We start from the raw sequence: 3,493 nt of genomic DNA, 5'->3' as shown, positions 1-3,493 counted from the left end.
TTTAAAAGTGCATCGGTAGGTTTTTCTCCTGTCAGTGCCTTTTCTGCCGACACGGCATGGATAGCCTTTGGTGCAACAGAGCTCAATATGACCCTGGCCTCTTTTATCACACCATCGGGACCATCGAGGGTAATCCTTGTTGCCACGGCCACAATGGCAATCTCAAGGGATTTTCTGTGACCCAATTTTATATAGTCACCCCCTGTAAAGGGTGGCATTGTATCGACTACGATCCTGCTCAATATCTCATCCGGTCTCATTACGGTTGTACCAGGGCCGGTAAAAAAATCATCAAGGATAACTTCCCTGACGCCCTTCGTACTTTCCAGTTTCACCTTTGCGCCCATTGCAAGAAGCGGCGGCGGCAGGTCAGCGGCAGGTCTGGCGGTAACGATATTGCCCCCTATTGTCGCCCTGTTCCGGATAAGCGGGGAACCAAGAACAGAGGCTGCCCTGGCAAGCGAGGGGAATTTCGTTTTGATAATATCGAACTCCGTCAGCTTTGCCACAATGAGATGAGCCCCGATGGAGATACTTCCGTTTGTCGGTCCTATCTCGGACAACCCTGCAATCTTCGAAATACTTACAAGGTGCCTGGGTGAAATCAGACCCTTTTTCATATTCACCAGGATATCTGTCCCACCGGCGATGATCTTCGGATTGCCACTCTGCTCCGACATGATCTTGCATGCTTCCGACATATCCCTCGGCTCGTAGAAAAGAAATTTTGGTAATATAAGCATCCAATCCTCCTAAGAAATAAAATATTGCCAGACCCGAAACCTGCCTGTCCCGCAAACGCGTACAATCAGGTCGTCCGGGCAAAACAAGCCAGATTATTGTTTAAACAGCTTCACCAATGCATCGGCTAACGCCCGTGCAAAGGCCGTTTCCTCAATGTTTGCGTCAACCTCTATAATCTCGATCTCAGGTTTCACACCCTTTTTTAGTTCATCCACAAATATCCTGTCTTCTTCAGGGTCATACGTTGCGCTCCCGGGTATATCAAAATTGGTCCAGCCCTTTAACGGGATTATCACCCTGACCGGTCCTTTCGACCTGTTCAGTTTCTCCGCAAATACGCCTGCGGCCTTCTTAAGCTCATCCGGCGAAGCCCTGAGCCATGTACGGAACTTATCAAGATCATACTTCTTCCTTGCCCTGTGCTCTTCGGTGTACTTGGACTTCGGTGGAGTAATATAATTTACCCCGCCCGTAGAGATGATCTGCGGTATGCCTACCTTCCCTGCCGCCTCCATGCGGTTCGGTCCGGCATCTTTCATACCGCCGACAAGATGCTCGATCACACCGCCGGGGGCAAGGTCTATCACCCCATCAAAAAATCCCTGTTCGATCATTAATTCCATAGCCCGATCACTGATCCCTGCCGCGGAAAAACCTATTACCTGATATCCTTTCGCCTCGAGCATTTCCCGCACGCTGCTTGCGCATCCTTCTACAGGGCTCAGCATCGTAATGGCAATGGCAGGTTTCTTTTCTTCCGCCTTTTTTGTTTTAATCGGAGAAACATCCGCCATGGCACATATTGCGCAGGCTCCACGCTCTATCACGTTTTTGAGGATATCGCTCATCCCCGATATCTCTATCACTGAATGCATCAGTGATATATCGCCTATATCGATATATCTCGTTGACATACCGGGTAATGCGGCTGTTGCGGATATCATCAGTTTGGGAACCCCGAAGGGAAGGACCCTCATCACGTCCGTGGCCATTAAAGAACCTGTGGAGCCACCTATCCCGATGATCCCGTCAAGTTTCCCTTCCTTCCACATGTTCAGTGCCATGATCTGCGCGCCCTTTGTCATGACAGCGGTATTCTTCACCCTTTCTCCCGACGCAAGGATCTCTTCAAAACTGCTTCCACCTGCCTTCGCTACGTCCTGCGGCGGGATGTCAGCCTTCGCGCCTTCCGGTTGCCTCATCGATATATCGAGGATTACCGGCGCTTTGCCGAGTCCCTTTATCACATCCCTTAAATACAATGTCTCTACCCCCTTTGTATCGAGGGTAGAGACTATCAGTATCGTCTTCATCATTATCCTCCGGCCACCTTCTTCTCGATATCAGACTTCAGCACCTTCTTGTCGACCTTGCCGGAATCCCCTACAGTTGGAAGGGCATCCATGACCTCAAGCCGCTCAGGGAGCTTGAAAGCCGCAAGCTTCTTCTCCTTCAGAAAAGAAACCATCTCTTCTTTGGTGAAGGTCTGACCGGATTTTAAAACCACATAAGCACAGGCGCGTTCTCCCATCTCCTTATCAGGATACCCGACAATCGCGACGTTTGCAACCTTCGGGTGTTCGTTCAGGATACCTTCGATCTCAGCAGGGTAGATATTCTGCCCGCCCCTGATGATCATATCCTTTGCCCTTCCCATGATCCAGAGGCAGCTATCTTCTGATTTCACGATGTCGCCTGTTGTTGTCCACCCATCTTTATCAAACACAGGTGCTGTCGATTCGGGGTCACGGTAATATCCGGCAGGGGCATGGGGTCCCCTGAACCACAACTGACCGGGGTTCCCTTCCGGGACATCTTTTCCGTTGTCGTCAAGCAGCCTGACCTTGTTGCCGGGGAGCATCCTTCCAACAGTTCTTCTCCTTATCTCTCCCGGATCATCTATTCTACAGCCTGAGACAGAACCGACATCCTGGGTCCCGAGGTCACTTGTAATGATCGCCTTATATCTCTTTTCAGCCTCCTCCGCGACCTGCGGCGGGAGATAACCACCGGCAGACCGTATGAACCTGAGCGAGCTGAGATCATATTTTGTCTCATCCGCCTCAAGCATCCTCACCAGATGGGTGGGGACAACGCCTATAGCGGTTACCTTTTCTTTTGCTATCAGGGCAAGTGCGCCTTCGGGGTCAAATTCCTCCATAAGAACGGTCTTTGCACCGGCAAGGGGTGCTGCGAAGTACGTAAGGGTCCCTGCGGCGCCGCCCGCGTGCGGCGCAATGGCCATGGTAATATCATCCTTTGTGAGCTGCCAGATATCGATCCTCGCCTTTGATGTACACACCCTTGATGAGATGGGCCACTCTACGAGCTTCGGAAGGCCTGTCGTCCCCGTTGTGCTCGTCAGGAGACCTATATCATTGGTGGCGCTGAATCGCCGTTCATCGAGGAGCTTCAGCTCCGATTCATTAATCTTTTGATTGGCCAGTTTTATAAGCGAAAAGGTCCCTTCAGGGGCGCCATCCGGAACATCTTCATCGAAAAGGAAGAAATATTTAAGGTTTTTGGATTTGCCCACAAGCCCTTTGTACATCTCGAGGTAATTGAATTTTCTGTAGATCTGCGGGATACAGACCGCTGACGCCTCAGTCCTCTCAAGCATGTACTCCAGCTCTTTCTCCCTCAGATAAGGATACACGGTAAGGGAGATAAGACCTGCCCTTTCGCTTGCAACACGGGCGAGAAAACCGTAAACACTGTTAGGCGCCTGGATGATCACGCGCGCGTCTTT

Annotated in this window: 3 protein-coding genes; all 3 read right to left on the bottom strand. The window is 50.9% G+C overall.

Going from position 1 to position 3,493, the window contains the following annotated elements:
* Nucleotides 1–743: FAD binding domain-containing protein (locus PHU49_16020; protein ID MDD5245516.1), on the bottom strand; the 743-nt coding region annotated here is incomplete at its 3' end.
* A gap of 93 nt (nucleotides 744–836) precedes the next feature.
* Entirely contained in the window at nucleotides 837–2,060 is a 1,224-nt protein-coding gene (locus tag PHU49_16015; protein ID MDD5245515.1) for a Tm-1-like ATP-binding domain-containing protein, read from the bottom strand.
* A partial coding sequence (locus tag PHU49_16010; GenBank protein MDD5245514.1) for a fatty acid--CoA ligase family protein occupies nucleotides 2,060–3,493 on the bottom strand: 1,434 nt, incomplete at its 5' end. The genes PHU49_16015 and PHU49_16010, both read right to left, overlap by 1 nt.

Source organism: Syntrophorhabdaceae bacterium, assembly GCA_028713955.1.
GTDB lineage: Bacteria > Desulfobacterota > Syntrophorhabdia > Syntrophorhabdales > Syntrophorhabdaceae > UBA5609.
Note: the sequence above shows the minus strand (reverse complement) of the source record. Positions and strands in the feature narration are given on the sequence as shown.